Raw genomic sequence first — 20,443 nt, 5'->3', positions numbered from 1 at the left:
GCTGCCACGGCGCTTGAAACCGTGCCGCAACCTTTTCGTCCAGGGGCTGCTGGTGTGTCCAGCCCTCTCTTCCATGAGCAAGGGCTGGCCTCGGGCCTCGTGACTACGGCTGGAGCACGCGGTTTCCGCCGAGCGCGTCAATCACCGCGATGACGTCGTTGGGAGCGCGCTCGTAGAGACCCGGCGTGTAGTTGCGGGACGTCGCGGTCCACACGGGGCTCGGGGCCGACCACGTCTCGAAGTTGACCGTGGTGCTGACGTAGCCGACGTGGCAGTTGCGCTGGTCCACGGGGGCGCTCGACAGGTCGGGCGCTCCCACCTTGTCCTCGTCTGTGCAGAAGGCGACGCCGACGGGGCCATTGCCCACGCGGATGGCATACGGGACGTAGGCGTTGTAGCGACGCCCGGAGCCCGGGTCGACACGGGAGCGATAGACGGTGCGCCGCAGGGACTCGTCCCATGTCCTGCCGCCGTCCCACGACTGCACGGCGTTGATGACATTGGCGCGCGCGCCACCGGTGGCGAAGGCCTCCACGCCCTCCACGACGACCATCAACCGGTCTCCTCCGAGTTGCACGACGGTGGGCATGCCCTCGCGGTTCAGCGCTCCAGCGCGCTTGTCCCACGCCACGGCGACGACGCCATACGCGGTCCACGGCCCCGAGATTCCCGCGCGTCCCTGCATGGCAATCCACTGGTGGCCCGGATAGCCGCGCTGCGCGGCGAGCGGCTCGGAGTCGTAATAGACTTGCAGGTCTCCATTCGCGCGCTGGAAGAGGAAGGGCGCTCCGACGAAGCGGGTGACGGGGCCGATGACGGTGCTGTCGTAGACCCAGTGGTCTCCGTCGTTGTCGCTCCGGGTGATGGTGATGCGGTACTGGCCGCCGGCGTACTCGCGGAACGCACAGAAGATGGTGCGTGTCCCCGGAATGGCTCGCATCGTCACGTCGCCGAACTGCACCGCGGGGTTGTTCGCGACGGAGCCGTGGAGTGACCAGCTCGCACCACCGTTGCCGCTCGTCCAGACGTCGACGCGCGTCCCCGCGCTCGCGCCGCCAATCAGCAGTCCATCCGAGCGGCGGGTGATGTTCCGGATGGGCGCGCCGCCGCTCGCCATCAACGTCCGCCAACCGCCCGCGGGCAGTGCGTCCTCTCTTCGCTCCAGCGGCTCGGTTTCATCGCGAGGCGCTTCGGGTCCACACGCGGCGAGCGCCGCCACCAGGACGAGCACAGCCAGGGGACGCGAATCAGAACAGCGGCCAGTCCGCAGCACGGGAGCAGGTGTCATGCGCTCCAGCGTGCCCGTTCGTGTTTTATCTGCTCAAGCCAATAAAGCCGATTTTCTTGAAATGCTAAGTTGTCGTCTCCGCGAGGAGTCGGGAGAGGAGCGCGAAGCCAGGGGCCTCCAGGGGGACGCGACCTCGGAGCGCGGCGAGCAGGGACCAGCCGTGGTTCGAGAGCAGGACGACGCCCGCGTCCACGGAGGGCGCCAGGCCGATGAAGCCGACATACCCGCCCATCACCGACGAGCACCACGCCACGGTGTGGCCACGAAGCTGGGAGATGGACCAGCCGAGCCCCATGCGCACGGCGCCGCCTTCGGTGCGCGGAAGCAGAGACATCTTCAGGGGGCGTGAGAGGGACTCGTCGGCGCGGCCGAGGCTCGCGTCGAGGAAGCGCAGCAGGTCCGGCACGGTGGAGTGGAGCGCACCCGCACCCGGCAGTGCTGGGAAGGTCCAGGCGGGCACGGGCCGGCCGCGCGCGGTGTGGCCGGGGAGCAGGCGAGGCGCCAGTTCGTCCGTCACCCGTGCCGAGGTGTCGCTGAGCTTCAGGGGAGTGAAGAGCAGGTCGCGCAGCGCGTGCCCGTAGTTGAGTCCCGCGCGTCGGGAGAGCGCGTGGCCCAGGACGCCCATGCCGAGCAGGGACTCGGAGACGGGGCGCGGAGGGGGAAGTTGGGGGTGGTAGGTCCGGAGGAAGTCACCGAAGAGGTTCGCGGAATAGTGGCCGAACGGGTCTTCGGGACTGCGAGGTGCCGCGTCGAGATTGGGCGGCAGGTGGGGCATGCCAGTGGTGTGCGTGGCGAGCTGCTCCAGGGTGATTCGGCCCGCGTCCGCATCGGGGAGAAGCGAGCGGGGAATCACCTCGGCGAGCGGCATGTCGAGTCGTGCCTTGCCCTGCTCCATCAGGAGGCCCAGCAGGGCGCCGGTGAAGACCTGGGTGAGTCCGCCCAGGGAGAACAAGGCGTTGTCGGGAGGCGGGGTGCCCTTCCCTCGGGAGGCCTGGACGTGGTGCTCGCCGCGTGAGGTCAGGCCCGCGCACAGCGAAGCCGAGCGATAGCTCCGCACGTAGCGACGGGTCTCATCCTGAAGCAGCGTGGCGAGGGACGGAGGGGAGCTCACGGAGATTGTCTACACCATGGCGGACGCGGGCTGTGCGGAGACGTGTCGCCAGTTCGTGGTTGCCTGGACGCGCTGCCCTCTCCATGGTCAGCACCCCAGGAGGAAGCAAATGCCGACCGGACTTGCAGCGGATGGGACGTATGGGGCCGGAGCCCGACACACCTTCGACATGACGGCCGAAGAGGCGTGGCGGAACTGGGCGGAGGCGAAAGGCCTGGGGCGATGGCTCTCACCCGCACGGGCCTCGTTCAAGGAGGGCGACCTGACCACCCTCAAGGACGGGACGGACGTCGTCGTGATTCGGGCGAGGCCTCCAACCCTGCTCCGCATCCGACTGAATCGCATCGACTGGCCGCGCCCGAGGACCGCGCAGCTCCGCGTCCTCCCGGCGGCGCGCGGCCACACCGTCGCCCTGCATGCGGAAGGACTTCCCGACGCGACGACTCGCGCTGACTACATCCAGCGATGGATGAAGGCCCTGACCGGCGAAGCCACGGCGACCACGACGAAGGTCGCGGCGAAGTCCGCCTCCGCGAAGAAGACCTCCACGCGGAAGACGGTGGCGAAGAAGAGCGCGGCGAAGAAGACCTCCACGAGGAAGACGGTGGCGAAGAAGAGCGCGGCGAAGAAGCCTTCCGCGCGAAAGCCAGCGGCGAAGAAGCCTTCCGCGCGAAAGCCAGCGGCGAAGAAGCCTTCCGCGCGAAAGCCAGCGGCGAAGAAGTCCTCAACGCGGAAGACGCCAGCCAGGCGCTGACGCCTGACGTCCAGCCCGGCGCTGACGCCTGAGGTCCAGCACGACGCCCTCCAGGAATCGCCTTGAGCTGATAGCGACAGGACAGAGCGCCCTACGCCTCGACGAAGCGCTCTGCCTCTCGTTGATAAAGGGCGCCGCACCGGTCCTTCTTCACCGCCGGGCCGCGAGCTCCGTGACCTCACGCCGAGGCCTGAACGGAGCGAACAGCTCCACCGCCCAGTCCACGAACGCGCGGAGCTTGGCGCTCACGTGCCGGTTCTGCGGATAGACGATGAAGAGAGGGAACGGCGGCCCCTGCCACTCATCCAGGATTTGAACCAGTGCCCCGCTGTCCAGATGAGGCCGGGCCACGAAGGCGGGAAGCTGCGTCACGCCCAGCCCCGCCAGTACCGCCGACAAGTGCGCGGTGCTCTCGTTGACGGCCACGCTGGAGCGCCCCATCACATCGATGCGCTCTCCTTCCCGTGGGATGAAGGACAACGGCACGAGCCGTCCCGTCCTCGTGGAGAAGTAGCTCACGATGTCGTGGCCCTCCTGGAGGTCCGAGGGATGCATGGGCTTGCCCTTGCGCTTCAGGTACTCGGGAGTAGCGCACGACAGGAACTCCAACTCTCCGATGCGCCGCGCCACCAGCGACTGGTCCGGCAGTACACCTCCGCGAATCACGCAGTCCACGCCGTCGCCCACCAGGTCCACCGAGCGGTCACTCACCCCCAGCTCCAACTGGATGTCCGGATACTTCGCCCGGAACGCCGGCAGCGCTGGGATGAGCAGGAAGTTGGACACCGAGGACCCCGCGTCCACCCGCAGCCGTCCCCGAGGACGCGTCCGAGCGTTCGACACGTCCGCTTCGATGTCCTCCAGGTCCGCCAGGAGCCTCGCCGTGCGCTCGTAGTACGCCGCGCCCTCGGGCGTCACCGTCACGCGTCGGGTGGTGCGCTGGAGCAGCTTGACTTGAAGGTGCTCCTCCAGCCCCTGGACCAGCTTCGTCACCGAGGGCTTGGGCATCTTCAGCGTGTCCGCGGCCCGGGTGAAGGTGCCGGCTTCGACCACGCGGGCGAACACCCGCATCGCGGTGAGCTGATCCATGGAGTCGTCCTCGAAGCGGCCCGAAGGGAAGTCCCGGGCTCCGGCGATTATTACTCGAATGGAAACAGTCCTGTCCCAGGCCCGGCGTTTCTCCCGCGAGGCGAGGTCCCTACCCTTGCCTCATCGAAACCCCACACCGGAGACACGCCATGACGAAGACACGCAAGAACCTCGAAGGCAGGGTGGCCCTCATCACCGGTGGCTCGCGCGGCCTGGGCGCGGCCATCGCCCGGGCCCTGGCGGATGAAGGCGCGGACGTCGCCATCAGCTACGCCTCCTCCGAGACGAAGGCCCAGGCGCTCGTCGAGGAGCTGAAGACACGCGGAGTCCGCGCCGCCGCGTTGAAGGCTGACCAGGCCTCACCCCAGCAGGTGGAGGCCCTGGTCAACGAGGTCGCGCGGCGCTTCGGCCGCCTCGACGTGCTCGTCAACAACGCGGGCATCTTCCACACCGCCGTCGTCGGAGACCCCGCCAGCGACCTCGAGGCGCTCGAGCACCAGTTCTCCGTCAACGTCCACGGGGTCGTCGCCGCCGTCCGCTCCGCCGTGCCCCTGCTGCGCGAAGGCGGGCGCATCATCTCCATCGGCTCTGGCATCGCCAGCCACACGCCCTTCGCGGGGCTCGGAGACTACGCCGCCACCAAGGCCGCCATCGCCGCGTACACCCGAGGCTGGGCTCGCGACCTGGGCCCCCGAGGCATCACCGTCAATCTCATCCAGCCCGGCCCCATCGACACCGACATGAACCCCGCCACCGGCGCCAGCGCCCTGGTGCAGCGCGCCGGCACCGCGCTCGGACGCTACGGCCAGCCCGAGGAGATCGCCGCCGCCGTCGCATTCCTCGCCAGCCCGCAGGCCTCTTTCGTCACCGGCGCTACCCTCGACGTGGACGGCGGCTTCAACGCCTGAGCTCCAGGCTTATGCCCCGTGGGTACATTTGCAACAAAGTGGCACATCAATCTCTTGCAAAAACAAGGCATTGGAGATTCCCCTTAACACCGCGTTCAACCAACCCAATCATGTGAGTCCTTTCCCGAAAGGCCTCCCATGACCTGGAAACCCCGACGTCTCCTCGCCGCGGTCCTGTCCCTGCCCGCATGGGCGCAGTCGGCGAATGTCGCGCAAGGAAAGGCCTCTTCGGCGTCCTCGGTGCACGCCAACGGCGCCCCCTTGCTGTATGGGCATGCCAAGGCGTTCAATGGCATCCTCAACACCGAGGACCGGTGGGCCTCCGCCACGCCGCCCGCGGCGTCGACCCCGGAGTGGCTGGAGGTGGACCTCCAAGCGGTGCATCGCATCGACGGGCTCAGACTGCACTCCGGCCGAGACACCACGGTGGGACTGCAGATGCTCGACTTCGACGTCCAGCATCGGTTCGCCGCCACGGACAGCTTTCAGCCCATTGCCGGCGCCTCCGTCACCAACAACACGCTGCCCACCTGGACGTTCCAACTCGCCCAGCCCGTGGAGACGCGCTACGTGCGCCTCCTGTGCAAGCGCGCGTCAGGCGACGGCCTGTGCCGGGTGCGGGAGCTGGAGGTGCTGGGTGTCCGCCTCGCCAACCAGCCGCCCACCGTCTTCGCGGGCCACGACACGGCCGTCGTCCTGCCAGTCAGCACGGTGCAACTCCCGGGAACGGCCACTGATGGCGATGGCACCATCGCCAGTTACCTCTGGCAGCAGGTCTTCGGCCCCACGCCGGCCACGCTGACGGGAGCAACGACGTCGACTGTGAGCGCCAGCGGGCTGACGAGCGGGACGTACCTCTTCCGCTTCACCGCCACCGACAACGGCGGCTCCACCTCATCCGACACCGTGAGCGTCACGGTGCATCCGAGCACCGCGCCGGTGGACCCGCGCGCGGGCAAGCTTCACGTCTGGTCTCGCGGCGGCAGCTACGACACCGCCGTCTTCCTCCCCATCGAGTACGGCGCGCTTCCAGCGAAGAAGTATCCCCTGGTCCTCTCGCTGCACGGCCGGGGCGGCACCACGCTCACCGCGAACCACACCCAGGTGCTCGGCAATCCGGAGGGCTTCATCCGGCAGCTCATCCCCGGCAAGCCCATCGTCAACACCTACCCCGCCGTCGTCATCGCTCCCCATGCGCCGAATATCGGGGCGCCCCATAACACCAACTGGATCCCGGTCCTCACCCACGACCTGGTGCTGCAGGCCATCAGCCTCTACAACATCGACCCGGACCGCGTGACGATGACGGGGCTCTCCTACGGCGGCCAGGGCGTGAATGACCAGATGCTCTCGTACCGGAGCACCTACGCCGGCGGCATGCCGTTGGCCTTCACCACGCCCCTGGCCAACCCGGTCTGCATCCTCGAGGACTTCCCCCTCTGGGCGGCGGGCAACGACGGCGACGGGACGTTCAACGCCTGGAAGTGGACCAACCCCACCGACGGCCTGCTGACCCAGGTCCGGCAGTGCCCCGGCTACACCGGCGAGTTCCAGGTCACCGTGATGCCGGGGACCACGCACAGCGGCTGGGATGAATTCTGGAGCCGCCCCGACGCGCAGAACTGGCTCGTGAGCCAGGTGCGCCAGACGCCCTGAGCTTCACGACGGGGCGGAAGCGGGTGGAGGTGCCTTCCGGCATCACGCCTGCTTCTGCCCTCGCATCACATCTGTCTCCCCACCCCCGAAAGGCGTCCGCATGCCCTGGCACCCCCGGAGTCTCGCCACAGCGCTGTGTGTCCTCTTGCTTCCCCTGGCCCCCGACGCCCTCGCGCAGTCCACCAACGTGGCGCTCGGAAAGCCGTCCTCCGCGTCGTCCGTGCATCCCATCGGTTATCCCGACACCTTCGGGCACGCCAAGGCGTTCAACGGCGTCTTCAACAGCCCGGATGACCGCTGGTGCTCGGGCGTCAATCCGCTGCCCTCGAATCCGGAGTGGCTGGAGGTAGACCTCCAGGCGCTGCACCGCGTGGACAGCCTCACCCTCTACTTCGGCAAGGACGACACGTTTGGCCGGATGGTGGACTTCGACATCCTCTACCGGGCGAGCAACACCGCCGACTACCAGCTGGTGCCAGGAGGCGCCATCACCGGCAACACCCTGCCTGGCCGGACCTTCACCTTCACGCAGCCCCTGGACGCGCGCTATCTGCGAGTGCAGTGCAAGCTGGGCGCTGACGACAACTACTGCCGCGTGCGCGAGTTCCTGGTCTTCGGCGCCCTGCAGGGCAACCAGCCTCCGTCCGCCTTCGCGGGCAATGACGTCTCCATCACCCTGCCCGTCAGCACCGCGCAGCTCCAGGGCTCGGCCAGCGACTCGGACGGAACCGTCACCGGTTACGCCTGGACGCAGGTCTCCGGCCCGACGACGGCCACGCTGTCATCACCCACCGCGCAGTCCCCGAGCGCCAGTGGCCTCTCGCAAGGCGTCTATGTGTTCAGGCTCACCGCCACGGACAACGGCGGAGCCACGGGCTCGGACACGGTGAGCGTCACGGTGCAGCCGGCGACCCCCTCCGCGGACCCTCGCGCGGGCAAGCTCCACCTCTGGTCTCGGGGCAACAGCTACGACTCGGCCGTCTTCCTGCCCAAGGACTACGGCACCGTGCCCGGCAAGAAGTACCCGCTCGTGCTCTCCCTGCACGGCCGGGGCGGCACCACGTTGGACGAGAACCACACGCAGGTGGGGAGCAACCCGGAGGGCTTCATCCGACAGCTCATCCCGGGCAAGGCGTTGGTCGACACCTTCCCAGGCATCGTCGTCGCGCCCAACGGACCGAAGATCAAAGAGGCCATCGACACCTGGTGGCACGCCCCCGGCGTCCACGCACTGGTGCTGGAGGCCATCACCCTCTACGGCGCCGACCCGGAGCGCGTGACGATGACGGGCCTGTCGTCCGGCGCCGCGGGCGTGAATGACCAGATTGCCACGTACCGGAGCACGTATGCCGGCGCCATGCCTCAGGCGTACTTCCCGCCGTTCACGTCGCCCATCTGCTTGATGGAGGCCTTCCCCATCTGGGCCGCGGGCAACGAGGACGACGGCACGTTCGGCGCGTGGAACTGGACCAATCCCTGGGATGGCGTCCAGCCGCGCGTCCGCGCCTGCCCGGGCTACACGGGAGAGTTCCAGGTCACCGTGAATCCGACGGGTGGACACAGTGGCTGGGACATCTTCTGGAGCCGCTCCGACGCGCAGAACTGGCTCGTGAGCCAGGTGCGCAAGGCCCCCTGACCTCGTCGACTGCCGCCCCGAGTGTCCCCGGACGAAGCACGCTCCGGGGACACCTGGGTTCAACGCGCTACTGACGCAGGACGCGCTTGAGCTTGAAGGGCGAGGGGCTCTCGCTCATCGTGTAATAGCTCGCGCCGCTCGGGTCGTACTCGATGGCCTCGCCCTGCCCTTCCACTGTGTCCGTGAGGGTGACGGGCGCCGCCGCGAAGGCCGTCTCGAAGGCCGCTCCCGGCGCCGCGCGGAACTCATACACGGTCTTGTACGTGCGCAGGATGAAGCGGTTGGAGCACGGGTGGATGGCCGCGGACGTGGTGTAGGACCAGTTCGGCTGGTCCGGAACCACGGGCAGCTGGAGGTTGGACACGAAGATGAGCGTGGACTGCACGCCCGGCGCCGGCAACGGATTGGGCATCTTGTACACCTTGCTCAACCCCGAGCCGGACTTGGTGATGATGTAGATGTCCGCGGTGACGGGGTGGACCATGATGGCCTCGGCGTCCTTGCCGCCATCCGGGTACACGAAGGGGAACTGCTGCGCCGTCAAATCCCCGCTCGTCTGGCCCGCGCCGATGTTCGGCTCGGGGATGCGGTAGACGTAGAACGTGTTCGGAGGGATGGGCAGGCTCGCGCTCGAGCGGCCAATGTCTCCCATGTAGATGCAGAAGCCCGTGGGGCACGGCCCGGTGGCCACGTCTTCCCAGTCCTGCGGCGTCACGCCCGCCACCTTGAAGGAGCCCAGCGTGGCCGCGGTGGTGGTGCTGATGGCGACGATGTCGTTGACGTCCTCGTTGTGGACGTAGATGGCGCCCGGGGTGACACGGCTGGCGGCCAGGCCCGACGGCTCGACGATGAGCGGCGCGGACACGTTGCCCATCAGCGTCCACGTCGTGGCGAAGGTGTCACCCACGGTGCACGTGGGCGCGTCCGCGGCTCGGAGCGCGACGACCTGCGCGATGTTGGTGTTGGGCAGCGTCGACACGCCGTTGAACGCGGGCTGCACGCCCGCCGCCCCCAGCTCCTTCCACGCCATGTCGAAGAGGATGCCCCGGTCCGAGGACTGCAGGCACGCCTCGAAGGCCTCGGTGAACCCCGTGGGAGGCGTCAGCGGGTCAACGGGGCACGTGGCGCCCGCCCACAGCTGCGAGCCGAACCACACCGCCAGCCCGTTCGCCGAGGTCGTGGTGATGGCCGGGCTGTCCATGGTCGCCAGGTTGCCGTTCTTCTGGCCGCTCTGCGCGTCGATGGGGTTGGTGGGGTTCGCGCCGGAGAACGCGGAGATGCTGCCGGCCACGTAGTAGGCGGCGTCGAAGGTGAACGCGTAGCTCGCCGGCTCCGAAGCCCCGGCCACCTTGTAGAAGACCCACGCCTTTATCTGCGACGCGCTCTGGTCCGAGCGAAGGAATGTCCAGCCCGCGGGCGCCGTCGCCACCGCCGCCACGTTGTTGCGGTTGCTGAGGCGCACCAGCAGCACGTCACCCGCGACGGTTCCCGCCGGCTTGGTGAGCGTCAGCGAGGTGACAGTCTTGCCCCAGGCCGTCGTGCTCGCCCGATGGCTCACCGAGGACACCTCCTGCCGCGCGGCCCCCACCGACGCCGGAGCCTCCTCCGAGCTGCTCGGCGCGGACTCGGACTCCAGCGGCCCGCAGGCGCCCAACGCCAGCAATGAGACTGATACAACCCAACGTGAAACACCCTGATTGAAGACCTTCAATGTCATTCCAATCTCCCGAAGAGCAGCTCGGCGATGCCGCCTCGCTATCGAGCCCCGCTATCTCAGGAAATGGGAAAAGATGGGAGAGACACGTTGAGAAAAACAGAAGTCTCAACAGCACATGTCAGCCATTGCTGAAAACTTCCACGGCAACCATCCGAGCGGAGGTATCTGATTCCGCCCGGATGGTTCGTTTCACCCTACGGCGCGACGTCCAGGAGGCCCACGCCGCGCTGGGCCCACTCAGTGCCGGGCGCGGTGCGCAGGTCATCCACGGGCACGGGCAGGTGCTCCCACTGCGCGGAGTTGGCCGGCGGGGGCTTGTTGGTGTTCTGGACACGCGCCCGGTACAGCTGCCCGTCATGCATCACCAGCGCGCCCGCCGCGTACGTCATCTCGGGTGAGCCGGGCGCAAGGGTGGCCTTGTCCGTCCAGCGCTCCAACTGGCGCGTCGTGGTGCCAGCCGGAAGGCCCGTGTCGACGAACGTCAGCGCGGCGACGGCCCCATTCACGTTGCCGGTGGCCGTCACCGAGCCCACCGTCCCGCTGCCACCCGTCAGGCCGGAGATGAACCGGCGGCTGCCCTCCCAGCGGTTCTCCTTCAGGGTGATGGGGGCGGTAATCGTCCCCGCCTTGCTGAGCACGACGCCCGGGTCCGTGGCGGTCGGGTAGACGCCCTGGTAGCCGAAGTCGAGTCCCCGGAAGGCATTGCGCTCCCAGTTGAACCGGGCCCCCGCGCCGACCGTGCCGCCGAACCAGATGCCCAGCGACAGCGTGTCCGCGAAGTAGTTGTCGGTGAACTCGACGTTGAGCGGCACGTCTCCGGTCTCCGGCTGCGCGAAGAAGTTGAGCAGCGCGCCGGCGCCGCCCACGAAGACGTTGTGGTGGAAGCGGATGGTGCCGCCGCGCACCTGGGCCTGGGAGTTGTTGTCCTGGTAGTTCGCGAAGGCCGCGCGCCAGTCGATGGCGCCGTAGGCGAACACGTTGTGGTGGACCTCCGTGCCGTCGCCCAGGTTCTGAATCTGGAGGGACTCCGTCCCGGTGCGCACCAGCCGGTTGTTGTAGACCTTCAGGTTGGAGCCCAGCGGCGTGGGCGCGCCCTGCGTGGAGCCGAAGTAGATGGCCTCGCTGGCGGTGTCGTGGATGTAGAGGTCGTGCAGTTTGATGTCGTTGAGCGGCGACACCGTGCCGTCGCTGTTCTTCTCGCGGAGGATGCGCAGGCCCGCGAAGCCCGCGCGGGTGATTTCCAGATACTCCAGCTCGAAGCTGTGCGCCCCACCGATGCCCAGCCCCATGTGGCCGTCGCCCAGGAAGAGGTCGTCGCTGAGGATGCCGTAGCGCTCCCGCGACGTCGCATATGCGCCGCAGCGGTGCCCCGGAAAGTCCGCGTGGCCCGTGCCCGAGTCCGCGTCATAGCGGCCGGTGAGCACCCAGTTCGAGCCGCCACTCATGGCCCAGATGTAGCCCTGCGAGGACCCCGGATTGGGGCGGATGACCACCTGGCCCCCCGTGTTGGTGATGACCAGCGGGCGGCTCGCCTGACGGTGAGGCAGGTTGCCCAGGTTGATGAGCGTGTAGTTCCCCGCGGGGATGTAGAGCCGGTCCAGCGTGCTCCAGTTCGTGGACGGGAAGCGGGCCTGCACATCCGGGATGTACATCTCTCCGTTCGCGGAAGGCCCGGGCAGCGTGAGCGTGGTGCCGGGCGCACCGAAGCGGCCCAAGGGCTCGCACGCACCGGCGACGCCACCATCCCCCTGCGTGGAGCCACCATCCGTCGGTCCCGCGTCCGCCTGGAGGTCGGGCCCCTCATCCCCGGGTGAGTCGCCCGAGCACGCCGAGGTGAGGCAGACCATCAGACACAGGACGCAGAGGCTCCGAATCATGGTGCGGCTCCCGAGGGGAAGGAGCCGCCAAGCCTAGCCCGATTCCGCGAGCGGTCCGCGCACCCCGCACGCGGACCTCCCGCCCCACTCTTGTCACCCAGTAACATCTTCAACGAAATAGCGGGTTTAGGTTCAGGCCACCTTGCCCACCAGGATGGAGTAGGGGCTGTGGGTGGGGATGATGCGGTCCAGCTTGAAGCCCCCCTCGGCGAACAGGGCATCGTATTGGACCTGCGTGCGCTCGCGCCCTCCGGCCAGCGACAGCATGACCAGGTCCATCACCATGGCCGGGTGCAGCTCCGGGCCCTCGGGCAACATCATCTCCATCACCAGCACTTCCGCGTGGGGCGGAGCCACCTGGCGAATCTGGCGAAGGATGGAGATGGCCTGCGGGTCCGCCCAGTCGTGGATGATGTTGCTCAGGATGTAGGCGTCGGCGCGGGGCAGCGGCCCCACGAAGAAGTCTCCCGCCTGCGTCTTCATGCGGGGGTGCGGCTGGGAGTTCTGCACCACGTCCGGCAGGTCGAACAGCGTGCCCTGGGAGCGAGGCGTGGCGTCGAGCACCGCCGCCAGGATGTGGCCCCGGCCGCCAGCGATGTCCGCGATGTGCTCATAGCGGTGGAACTCCATCGCCTGGAGCACCGCCGCGATGGCCATGTGCGACTTGCCCGTCATCGCCGCGTCGAAGACACGGGCGTCCTCCGGGTGGGCTCGCAGGTAGGGCCAGAGCCCGCCCGGCGTCACGGCCTCACAGGCCGTCTGGCCCGTCCGCGAGGACACGCCCAACGCTCCGGCCGAGCGCCAGTTGATGTCGTCTCCGAACATCAGCACCAGGGACTTCAGCGAGTGGGCGTGACTGGCCTTCAGGTGCTCGGAGTACTCGGTGTGGACCCAGCCGCCCCCGCGCCGCTCGAACACCCCGTGCGCCGCCAACAGCCGCATCATCCGGTGGAGCGAGTCGGCGTGCGCCCCCGTCGCCCGCGCCAGCTCCTCGCTGGTCATCGGTGTATTGCCCAGAACATCCGCGACTCCCAGCTGCGCGACGAGATGCAGACACCGTGGGGCGAAATATCCAGTGCTGAGATTGAAGATGAACGCCGGGGCTGGAAGCTGTTGCATGCGCGCTCCTGGTCAGCAGGGCTTGAATTGCCTGCAAAGTGAAATTCTAGCTGGACCCTGGAACGAAGCAGACACCCCCGCATACCGCCTTGCCTTCAATTGAACACAGCTGCTGTAGCCATACAGTCCAAAGCCTGACGTGACGCACCTGGCCGCGGCGCGACGAAGGGCGGTGGAAATCTCGCCCTGGAGGGCATGACCCTGGAGGGCTGGGTGGGGAATGACAACACCGCCAGCCCTGGCGCGCGGGGCGTCAGGGCTGGCGGCCTTGGACGGGAGGGATTAGCGCGTGGCGCGCGTGCGTCCCTGGGTGGCCTTGGGGCTGGTCGGGCCGGATGCGACGGCCGCCGCCACGCCGAAGACGACGTCGTCATTGTCATCGTAGAGGCCGAAGGTGCAGCTCGACGCCGGGCTGGAGGCCTCCACGAATTGCGCCCGGAGGGCGTGCTGGCCCACGGTGCTGCCCACCGTGAAGGTGTGGCTGAACGTCCGCGCGCCGCTGCCCGTGCACGTCAGGCCGGCGACGAGTTGCGTCCACAGGGGGAAGCCCGACACCGGGGCGGTGTAGAGGTTCAGCCGGTCCGTGGCGTCGTAGCACCACACCGTCACGTCCACCTTGACCTGCTTGCCCGGGGTGATGGGTCCACCGTCCACGCTCTTGAGCACGACGCGGTCGATGCTCTCGTCGAAGTGGTAGAAGCCGAAGGGGCCGTCCGGGCAACCATCGAGCGTGTTGGGCGTGTTGGGCTCGGCCGCCAGGAACTGGCTGCCCCGGCTGTTGACGAGCGTGCCGGTGTCACACCCGCAGCCCGTCCCGCATGCGGGCGTGCCGAGCGAGGCGTCATACGTGGCCAACGCCGGAGACGTGCAGGTGCCACCACCCGCCTGGGTGGTGAAGCTGAAGCCGGTGCTGTAGTTGCCAGCGCCGCAGGCATCCACCGCGCGGGCCCGCCAGAAGTACTGCGTGTTGGCGGTGAGCGCGGGCGTGACGCTCCAGGTGCTGCTGGTGAGCGCCGTGGCGGAACGCACCACGTTGGAGAAGCCGGCGTCAGACGCCACCTGCACCTCGTACGCGGTGGCGCCCGTGACATCGCTCCAGTCGAGCGCCGGGGCCAGCGCGACGTTGGCCGCCCCGTTGGCCGGGGTGGACAGCGTGGGCGCCGCAGCCGGCTGACACGTGGTGTCCGCGGTGGTGAAGCGGAAGGCCGTGCTGTACGCGCTGGTGCCGCAGCCGCTCACCGCGCGAACGCGCCAGAAGTACTGCGTGTTGGCCGTCAGCGCGGGGGTCACCGTCCACGTGCTGCTGGTGAGCGCGGTGGCGGAGCGCACCACGGTGCCGAACCCAGCGTCCGTGGCCACCTGCACCTCGTACGTGGTGGCGCCCGACACGTCCGCCCAGTCGAGCACGGGGGCCAGCGCGACGTTCGCCGCGCCATCCGCCGGCGTGGAGAGCGTGGCGGTGCCCGGCGGCGTGCAGGGGCCTCCGGCCGTCGCGCAGACACACGCGGCGGCGGGGCCGTAGCAGGCGGTGGAGCTGGCGGGGACGACGGAGTAGCAGTACTGCCGCCCGTTGGCGACCTCGGCATCCGTGTACGTGGTGCCGGAGACGGTGGCGACGCGCACCTTGCCGAAGTCACAGCCGGCGTAGCCGTCCGTCTTCATCACCCAGTACTCGCTCGCGCTGGGCACCGAGTTCCAGCTCAGCGCCACCTGGCCGTCGCTGGGGCTCGCCGTCGCGGTGGGCGCCGTCTTCGGGCCCGTCGCGCAGCCGCCGTTGGTGGGGGCGGGCGTGGAGCAGGCGATGCCGTGACGGTTGAAGGCCGCGTGAATGGCCGTCATGTGCGGCGTGCCGTCGTTCAGGTTGCCGTTGTCGTCATCCGCCGCCAGCCACTGCATGTAGCCATGGCTCGCGCCGCAGCCGTCGGACGTGCCCGCCGAGCAGTTGCAGGCGTGCCACGAGCCCACGTTGCCGCTGCCCTGGTAGAAAATCTTGTTGCCGATGATGAAGGCGGTGTTGGAGTCGTAGTTGAACGGCGCGGCCTGCAAATCGCGAGCGACCAGGTCCCACGCGGCCTGACGCACCGGCGCGGCGGCGCAGTGCACCTGCCGACCGCAGGGGCCCGTGCCGGAGGAGCAGCGCGAGCACACGAAGTTCTGCGGCGTGGCCGGCGTCTGGTTGACGTGCGCCAGGTAGTCCGCGTCGCGCACGCCCGAGCAGCGCGCGTTGCACCACGTCCCGCCCGCCTGCGCCTCGTTCTGGTTGTAGCCCGTGCCGTCCGGCGTCTTGCCGCAGCCCAGGTCCGTGGTGGCGAAGAAGCCGTAGCCCACGCACGAGGCCTGCAACCGGTAGATGGACGCGATGTCCGCGTATGCCTCGCTGGAGTTGGAGAGCGCGCCGCCGGAGTCGAAGTCGTCCATGCCGTGGCCCCACTCGTGGTCGAACACGGCGGCGATTTCGCCCGTGTTCCGGCAGCCTCCGCCGCTGCGGTAGAAGTTGACGGTGGAGCCGTTCCAGAAGGCGTTGCACGTGCTGTTGATGTTGACGTTCGCGGTGAGCTGCCCCTGCAGCCACGTGTTGCCCGGCAGCCAGCCGCGCCCCAGCTCCGCGATGCGGTTCAGCTCGTAGAAGGCCGAGCGCGAAGCCGGCGTGTTGCCCGCGCCGCCGCCACCCGTGGCGCAGTCATGCTGGCCGTTGGTGCCACCCAGTTGGATGTTGCCGGTGGCCGAGGTGGTGCTCGGCGAGCCGCAGGTGTCGCTGACGCGCACGTACTTGCCGGCCAGCGTCGTGGTGACGCTGCCGGAGCTGTAGTTGAGGACGCCGGCGCTGTCGGTGAAGTTGTTGGGCGCGGCCAGGCCCGTGTTCGCCCAGGGCATGGGCGAGTCGACCTGCATCGTCCCGCACGTCGTGTTGGACGGGCAGATTTCCGTGTTGCTCAGCGGGTAGATGCCGCCCTTGATGGTCGCATCCAGGTAGTGGTTGTCATCCTCCAGGGCGAGCACCTCGCCGGAGTGCGCGTCCACCGTCACCTTCCAGCGCTCCGTCTCCCCGGGGTTCTGGAAGCCATACGTCCAGACGAGCTGGTGGCGGTAGCCCTCGCCAAAGCCCGCGTCCGCGCGAGCCAGCGGGGCCATCTCCAGCGAGGGCGCCTGCCACAGCGTGCCCGGCGTCTCCAGGAGGCCGAAGCGCTCACCGCCCGCCGTCAGCGCCTGCTCGGGGCTCAGCGTGGGCCGCGTGGACGCGGTGACGTTGCTCCACGCCTCGGTGCCCAACAGGACGAGGTTGCCGTGGTTGATGGTGGCCACCAGCTGGCCGTGCCGCACGGGGATGCCATCCACCTGCTGCGGCACCCGCACGTGCCAGAGCACGTCGGTGACTCGCGTGACTTTCGGCTCGTCCAACTGCAACAGGTCCACGCCCAGCGCGGCCTGGTTGTCGTTGAGGAACTTGAAGAGGATGTCCGCGACGACGGCGGCATCCACCTCCCCCGTGGAGCGGCCGAGCTGCTGCTGGAGCGTGGACAGGCTCACCGTGTTGCCCACGCCCTTGCCGGGGATGAGCGGAATGGCGCCCTGGATGGCGGTGGGCGAGCCCGTCAGCGGGTCCAGGTACACGTGGAAGTCCCGCCCGTTGCGCGCGAAGAAATCCTCCCAGACGCCCGGCCCCGCGCCCTTCAACTTCGAGCGGGCGTCCTCCAGGGAGATGTTGGAGACCGGCAGGTAGAGCTCCGGCTTGAAAAACGCCTGGCTCGCCAATGAGCTGGGTTGTGAGGGCTGGAGTGCCCACGCCAACGCGCTGCTACACAGCACGAGACAGGCTAGCCACTTCGACACGAGACGCATGCGGTCCTCCCGCGAGTCACGAATGACAGACACTCCCCCCTGGGAGCACCCGCTCAGTCGAGCCCGTGCGTTGTGACGAGGAAATCGCTACTTTCGAGAAGTGTCGGACCAGCCAGAACATCAATTGCCACGCGGAGCTAGACAGCCCACGGCTGAACAGTCACCAGGACTTCCAGTCTGACGTATCTAGGTGGGCGCGAAATCATCCATTGCACTGGAGTTGACGCTCCGCGCCGCGTTTGACGCGCTCCGCTCAGGCCGGGAAGAGCAGACGCGAGGACTGTTTCACCCACGCGCGCCGCGTCTCCAGCGTGCGGAAGTCCAGGAGGATGAGCTGGTCGAACACGCGCGGCATCATCGACATCAGCGACACCGAGGACCAGATTTGCGTGAGCGCCAGCCGGCGCCGCTCCTCCGTCAGGTGAGAGGTGTCCGGCGCGAGCTTGCCCGACAGCGCCTCCAGGAACGCGTTGAGCTCCCGGATGGCCGCGCCGTCGTAGCGCTGATGCACAAGCGCGTCGTGGAGGTGCGCGTGCGCGATTCGCGGGTAGCGCCCCACGTTGCCGATGACGTCCTCCAGCAGCGTCTCGAAGGCCTCGCGGATGCCCAGCCCCTCGGCGCGCAGCCGGTCGAAGTCCACCAGCACGTGGCCGAAGGCCTGCTCCAGCGTCGCCTCCAGCGCCTGGGCAATCAGCTTCTCCTTGCTGCGGAAGTAGTAGCTGATGGCCGCGCTGTTCACCTGCGCCTCGCGCGCGATTTCCCGGATGCCCGTGGCGTCCAGACCGTCCCGCTCCAGGCAGACGATGGTCGCCCGGAGGATGCGCTCCCGGGCGTCCTGCTCCTTGGTTCCCATGTGCGCCAAACCCTTGAAACAACGGGACATTGAGCCCCGCGCTTGACGCCGGAGCCCGATTCAATCTATCGATTCAATCAACTGATTAATTCCGGAGATTGAATCCCATGAACAACCCAGGTCGCGACAGTAGCGCAGGCGGACTCTCCCGACGAGGCGTGCTGGTGGGGACGGGGCTGTTCGTGGGTGGGGCCGCCGTCACCACGGGCTCTCGCCGGCTGCTGGAGCCCGAGTCCACGGACGTCGTCGGCCTGAATCCCCGGAGCGACGCCTGGTACGACCTGCGCCTGTCGGGGGACGGGCTGATGGACAATCAGCTGCTCTGGTTCCTGGGGCATGCGACGCACGGCCAGTCGGACGTGGCGGATGTGATGGAGACGGCCAAGCGCATGCGGCCCGGGGACGAGCGCAGCTGGTTCGAGGCGTGGCTCCAGACGGCGACGCGGGTGCATGGGCTCGCCACCACCGCGGAGTCCAAGGGCCACCGGCTGAGCGCGGGCCAGGCGTACGCGCGGGCGGCGAACTACTACCGCGCGGCGACGATGCACTACACGGACACGGCGGACCCGAGGCTGCTCGAAGTCACGCGGACCTCGGCGGCCACGTTCGAGAAGTCCAACGCGTTGCTCGACTTCGACATCCAGCCGCTCGAGATTCCCTACGAGGGCACGAGCCTTCCGGCGTACTTCGTCCGCTCGCCTCACGCGAAGCCCAGCGCGCCTGTCCTGCTGCTGCACCAGGGGCTGCATGCGTGGCCGGAGGAGACGAAGTGGGTCTGGGAGGGGGCGCGAAAGCGGGGCTACCATGTGCTGATGTTCCATGGGCCGGGGCAAGGGCGCGCGCTGCGCGAGAAGGGCCTGAGCTTCCGGCCGGACTGGGAGAAGGCGGTGAGCCCCGTGGTGGACGCGGCCGAGCGCATCAGCGGCGTGGACCCGCGCCGCATCCTCCTGATGGGTTTGTCGTTTGGTGGAGCGCTGGCGCCCCGGGCGGCGGCGTTCGAGCCTCGGCTGGCCCTGTGTATCGCGAACCCCGGAGTGCTGAGCTGGTGGGAGTCGCATGCCGCGCACTTCAATCGCTTCCTGCCCGGGTCGCTGGCGTTGTTGAAGTCGCACCCGGAGGCGTTCGACGAGGCGATTCTCGGGCTCGCTTCACGCTGGCCCACGGCGAGCTACTGGCTGAAGGACGTCTTCTGGAAGCATGGGGCGAAGACGCCGTCGGAGCTGTTCCGCAAGTTGGAGGAGTTCACCAACGAGGCCATCGTCGAGCGCATCCGCTGCCCGGTGCTCATCATGGAGGGCGAGGCGGAGGACGTGTCGCCGGGGCAGTCGCGCAAGCTGTACGACGCGCTTCGCGGACCCAAGCACTTGATGAACTTCACCCAGGCCGACGCCGCGCCCCTGCACTGTCAGGCGGCCTCCACCGCGCTCGCGGAAGAGCGGATGTTCGACTGGCTCGACGAGAACGTGTGAGCGTCCCATGACACCGTTCTCACTCGTGACAGTGCTCGGCGTCCTGCTCGCCTCCACGCCCGAGGTCGTACCGGAGACTCCGCCCCAGGCGCCCCTGGACGGGCGTGGGAAGTTCAGCGTCGTCCCCTTCGTCCTGCCCGCGTATCAACCGGAGACGAGCTTCCTGCTCGGGGGCGCGGGCTCGCTCGTATACCAACCTCCGGAGGGCAGTGGCCGCAGGGAGTCCCAGGTGCTCCTGGCCGCGGCGGCGAGCGTGCGGGGACAGTTCACCGTGCTGCTCCAGCCGGATGTGTACTTCCTGGAGGACCGGCTCAACCTGACGGCGACGCTCAGCGCGGCGCGCTTTCCGGACCGGTTCTACGGCATGGGGGCGAACACGCGAGTCGCCGACGAGGAGGACTTCACGCCCGTCTTCTTCGAGCTGGAGCTGAGTCCGAAGTGGCGCATCGCGCCCCGGCTGTATGTCGGGCCCACGCTGCGCGCGCAGCACGTGCGAATCACGAAGCGGGCCGAGGACGGCGCGGTCCGGAACATGCCGGGCGCCGAGGGCGGAGACACACTCCAACTGGGGCTCACGGCGCTGTATGACTCGCGGGACAACACGCTGAATCCCACCACGGGCTTCCTGGGACGGCTGAACCTGCGCCGGGCGAGCGGGGCATGGGGTTCTGATTACACGTTCGGACTCTTGCGCCTGGATGCCCGGCGCTACGTGTCCCTGCCGTGGGGACAGCGGCACGTGCTCGCGTTTCAAGGATTGGTGGAGCTGAGAGATGGCGAGCCGCCCTTCTATGACACGGGGAGGCTGGGCGGCATGGAGCTGAGCCGGGGTTATCTGGAGGGGCGGTTCCGCGAGCGCCAGCATCTGGGGGCGCAGGTGGAGTACCGGGCGCCCCTGTTCTGGCGACTGGGAGGCGTGGCCTTCGCATCGGCGGCGACGGTGGCGCGGAGCCTGAAGGACATGGACACGGGGGACATCAAGCCCGCGGGCGGCGTGGGATTGCGCTTCGCTCCGCTCTCGGATGTCCCGGTGAACATCCGGCTCGATGTGGCGTATGGCTCGGAGCCGAGCTTCTATCTGAACATCGGCGAGGCGTTCTGAGCGTCGTTCGTCCCCTGCTCCCTT

Annotated in this window: 14 protein-coding genes; 6 read left to right on the top strand and 8 right to left on the bottom strand. The window is 68.4% G+C overall.

Translation table 11 applies throughout. The features are described from left to right. Positions 1 to 103 precede the first annotated feature (103 nt). Positions 104 to 1,288, bottom strand: coding sequence for a phage capsid protein (locus tag HUA75_RS43405; protein WP_141642503.1), 1,185 nt, complete (start codon positions 1,286 to 1,288; stop codon positions 104 to 106). Between the two features lie 64 nt (positions 1,289 to 1,352). Then, positions 1,353 to 2,399 carry a serine hydrolase domain-containing protein gene (locus HUA75_RS43400; protein WP_174489787.1) on the bottom strand — a complete coding sequence of 349 codons (1,047 nt, stop codon included), beginning with the start codon at positions 2,397 to 2,399 and terminating at the stop codon, positions 1,353 to 1,355. A 109-nt stretch (positions 2,400 to 2,508) separates the two neighbouring features. Between HUA75_RS43400 and HUA75_RS46335 the strand changes: the two genes are divergently transcribed. Beyond that, positions 2,509 to 3,153: a histone H1-like repetitive region-containing protein gene (locus HUA75_RS46335; RefSeq protein ID WP_217446546.1), complete on the top strand. Its 645-nt coding sequence runs from the start codon at positions 2,509 to 2,511 to the stop codon at positions 3,151 to 3,153. A 150-nt stretch (positions 3,154 to 3,303) separates the two neighbouring features. Here the strand turns inward: HUA75_RS46335 and HUA75_RS43390 are convergent, their stop codons facing one another. Continuing rightward, entirely contained in the window at positions 3,304 to 4,242 is a 939-nt protein-coding gene (locus HUA75_RS43390; RefSeq protein WP_174489786.1) for a LysR family transcriptional regulator, read from the bottom strand. Between the two features lie 149 nt (positions 4,243 to 4,391). On the opposite strand from HUA75_RS43390, the gene HUA75_RS43385 reads away from it, so the two are divergent. The 3 genes from HUA75_RS43385 (at position 4,392) to HUA75_RS43375 (ending at position 8,442) form a co-directional block, all read left to right on the top strand. Next, entirely contained in the window at positions 4,392 to 5,150 is a 759-nt protein-coding gene (locus HUA75_RS43385) for an SDR family NAD(P)-dependent oxidoreductase (protein WP_174489785.1), read from the top strand. Between the two features lie 138 nt (positions 5,151 to 5,288). After that, on the top strand, positions 5,289 to 6,806 hold the full coding sequence (locus HUA75_RS43380) for a discoidin domain-containing protein (protein ID WP_174489784.1): 1,518 nt from the start codon (positions 5,289 to 5,291) through the stop codon (positions 6,804 to 6,806). A gap of 100 nt (positions 6,807 to 6,906) precedes the next feature. Next, positions 6,907 to 8,442, top strand: a complete 1,536-nt coding sequence (locus tag HUA75_RS43375) for a discoidin domain-containing protein (protein ID WP_174489783.1) — start codon at positions 6,907 to 6,909, stop codon at positions 8,440 to 8,442. Positions 8,443 to 8,509: 67 nt separating this feature from the next. Here the strand turns inward: HUA75_RS43375 and HUA75_RS43370 are convergent, their stop codons facing one another. From HUA75_RS43370 to HUA75_RS43350, 5 genes are all read right to left on the bottom strand, one after another. Next, a complete protein-coding gene (locus tag HUA75_RS43370) occupies positions 8,510 to 10,159 on the bottom strand; it encodes a cell wall anchor protein (protein WP_254628071.1) in 1,650 nt (549 codons plus the stop codon). Between the two features lie 194 nt (positions 10,160 to 10,353). Beyond that, complete coding sequence (locus HUA75_RS43365; protein WP_174489782.1) at positions 10,354 to 12,036, bottom strand: carbohydrate-binding protein; 1,683 nt, start codon at positions 12,034 to 12,036, stop codon at positions 10,354 to 10,356. Positions 12,037 to 12,168: 132 nt separating this feature from the next. Continuing rightward, positions 12,169 to 13,155, bottom strand: coding sequence for a methyltransferase (locus tag HUA75_RS43360; RefSeq protein WP_141642511.1), 987 nt, complete (start codon positions 13,153 to 13,155; stop codon positions 12,169 to 12,171). A gap of 282 nt (positions 13,156 to 13,437) precedes the next feature. Continuing rightward, a complete protein-coding gene (locus tag HUA75_RS43355; RefSeq protein WP_174489781.1) occupies positions 13,438 to 16,995 on the bottom strand; it encodes a PepSY domain-containing protein in 3,558 nt (1,185 codons plus the stop codon). A gap of 253 nt (positions 16,996 to 17,248) precedes the next feature. Continuing rightward, complete coding sequence (locus tag HUA75_RS43350) at positions 17,249 to 17,848, bottom strand: TetR/AcrR family transcriptional regulator (RefSeq protein ID WP_174489780.1); 600 nt, start codon at positions 17,846 to 17,848, stop codon at positions 17,249 to 17,251. A gap of 107 nt (positions 17,849 to 17,955) precedes the next feature. Here HUA75_RS43350 and HUA75_RS43345 point away from each other — a divergent pair, with 107 nt between their 5' ends. Together HUA75_RS43345 and HUA75_RS43340 are read left to right on the top strand one after the other, a co-directional pair. After that, the gene (locus tag HUA75_RS43345; protein ID WP_174489779.1) at positions 17,956 to 19,317 is read left to right on the top strand and encodes a S9 family peptidase; all 1,362 of its coding nucleotides are present in this window, start codon (positions 17,956 to 17,958) and stop codon (positions 19,315 to 19,317) included. Between the two features lie 7 nt (positions 19,318 to 19,324). Then, the gene (locus HUA75_RS43340) at positions 19,325 to 20,419 is read left to right on the top strand and encodes a BamA/TamA family outer membrane protein (protein ID WP_174489778.1); all 1,095 of its coding nucleotides are present in this window, start codon (positions 19,325 to 19,327) and stop codon (positions 20,417 to 20,419) included. Positions 20,420 to 20,443: the final 24 nt, after the last annotated feature.

The sequence above is a fragment of the Myxococcus sp. CA040A genome, assembly GCF_013336725.1.
GTDB classification, from domain to species: domain Bacteria; phylum Myxococcota; class Myxococcia; order Myxococcales; family Myxococcaceae; genus Myxococcus; species Myxococcus llanfairpwllgwyngyllgogerychwyrndrobwllllantysiliogogogochensis.
The sequence above is the reverse complement of the archived record's forward strand: the minus strand, read 5'-3'. Positions and strand labels throughout refer to the sequence as shown.

Bases quoted from the DNA above. Each gene is read 5' to 3' on its own strand.
- HUA75_RS43405 (WP_141642503.1), bottom strand. From the start codon at position 1,288: ATGACACCTGCTCCCGTGCTGCGGACTGGCCGCTGTTCTGATTCGCGT.
- HUA75_RS46335 (WP_217446546.1), top strand. From the start codon at position 2,509: ATGCCGACCGGACTTGCAGCGGATGGGACGTATGGGGCCGGAGCCCGA.
- HUA75_RS43390 (WP_174489786.1), bottom strand. From the start codon at position 4,242: ATGGATCAGCTCACCGCGATGCGGGTGTTCGCCCGCGTGGTCGAAGCC.
- HUA75_RS43385 (WP_174489785.1), top strand. From the start codon at position 4,392: ATGACGAAGACACGCAAGAACCTCGAAGGCAGGGTGGCCCTCATCACC.
- HUA75_RS43380 (WP_174489784.1), top strand. From the start codon at position 5,289: ATGACCTGGAAACCCCGACGTCTCCTCGCCGCGGTCCTGTCCCTGCCC.
- HUA75_RS43375 (WP_174489783.1), top strand. From the start codon at position 6,907: ATGCCCTGGCACCCCCGGAGTCTCGCCACAGCGCTGTGTGTCCTCTTG.
- HUA75_RS43370 (WP_254628071.1), bottom strand. From the start codon at position 10,159: ATGACATTGAAGGTCTTCAATCAGGGTGTTTCACGTTGGGTTGTATCA.
- HUA75_RS43365 (WP_174489782.1), bottom strand. From the start codon at position 12,036: ATGATTCGGAGCCTCTGCGTCCTGTGTCTGATGGTCTGCCTCACCTCG.
- HUA75_RS43360 (WP_141642511.1), bottom strand. From the start codon at position 13,155: ATGCAACAGCTTCCAGCCCCGGCGTTCATCTTCAATCTCAGCACTGGA.
- HUA75_RS43355 (WP_174489781.1), bottom strand. From the start codon at position 16,995: ATGCGTCTCGTGTCGAAGTGGCTAGCCTGTCTCGTGCTGTGTAGCAGC.
- HUA75_RS43350 (WP_174489780.1), bottom strand. From the start codon at position 17,848: ATGGGAACCAAGGAGCAGGACGCCCGGGAGCGCATCCTCCGGGCGACC.
- HUA75_RS43345 (WP_174489779.1), top strand. From the start codon at position 17,956: ATGAACAACCCAGGTCGCGACAGTAGCGCAGGCGGACTCTCCCGACGA.
- HUA75_RS43340 (WP_174489778.1), top strand. From the start codon at position 19,325: ATGACACCGTTCTCACTCGTGACAGTGCTCGGCGTCCTGCTCGCCTCC.